Here is a 582-nt window from a genome sequence, read left to right as displayed (position 1 = left end):
CCTGCCCGCCGCAGGGAGTGACGGTCGTGGCCGCCGACGAGCTCGGCCCTATCGTTCCGCGGACCTTTGATTCCGCGCCCGGGTGGACATCTGACGGCCGACGCGTCAAAGCACCCCTGGAATACAGCCGCGGCCCGGAGAAGACCTGGGTCTACGGCGGCCTGCGCATCGCCGACGGCCACGCGGTCACCATGACCGCCGCTTCACGCGACAGTGTCGGCTGGCAGCGCTTTTTGTCTCTGCTGGAGCAGGCCAACCCGGTCGGCACGATCGCGGTGATCACCGACAATCTGTCCAGCCATAACAGCATCTCCACCCGTCAGTGGCTCACTGAGCATCCGCGGATCCAGCAGGTGTTCATTCCCAAGGGCGCTTGCTGGCTCAACCTGCAAGAAGCCTGGTGGCGCATTTTCCGTCGCCAGGCCCTGGCTGGGCAGACTTTCGCCGATCCCGACGAGATCACCTACGCCACCACCGTGGCAACCGCCCAGCTCAACACCCGCGCCCACCCTTGGGTCTGGGGTCGGCCAACCCTTCCCCCTCGGCCGCGCCGACGTCGCTTTATCTACCTGCTTTAAGGAA

At 65.8% G+C, this 582-nt stretch carries 1 protein-coding gene; it reads left to right on the top strand.

Going from position 1 to position 582, the window contains the following annotated elements; genetic code table 11:
• The coding region (locus ACSDR0_RS51075) for a transposase (RefSeq protein WP_435296213.1) at positions 1–578 on the top strand (578 nt) is incomplete at its 5' end.
• Between the last annotated feature and the right edge of the window lie 4 nt (positions 579–582).

Origin of the sequence: Streptosporangium sp. G11 (genome assembly GCF_051192615.1) — a bacterium.
GTDB lineage: Bacteria > Actinomycetota > Actinomycetes > Streptosporangiales > Streptosporangiaceae > Streptosporangium.
The sequence above is the reverse complement of the archived record's forward strand: the minus strand, read 5'-3'. Positions and strand labels throughout refer to the sequence as shown.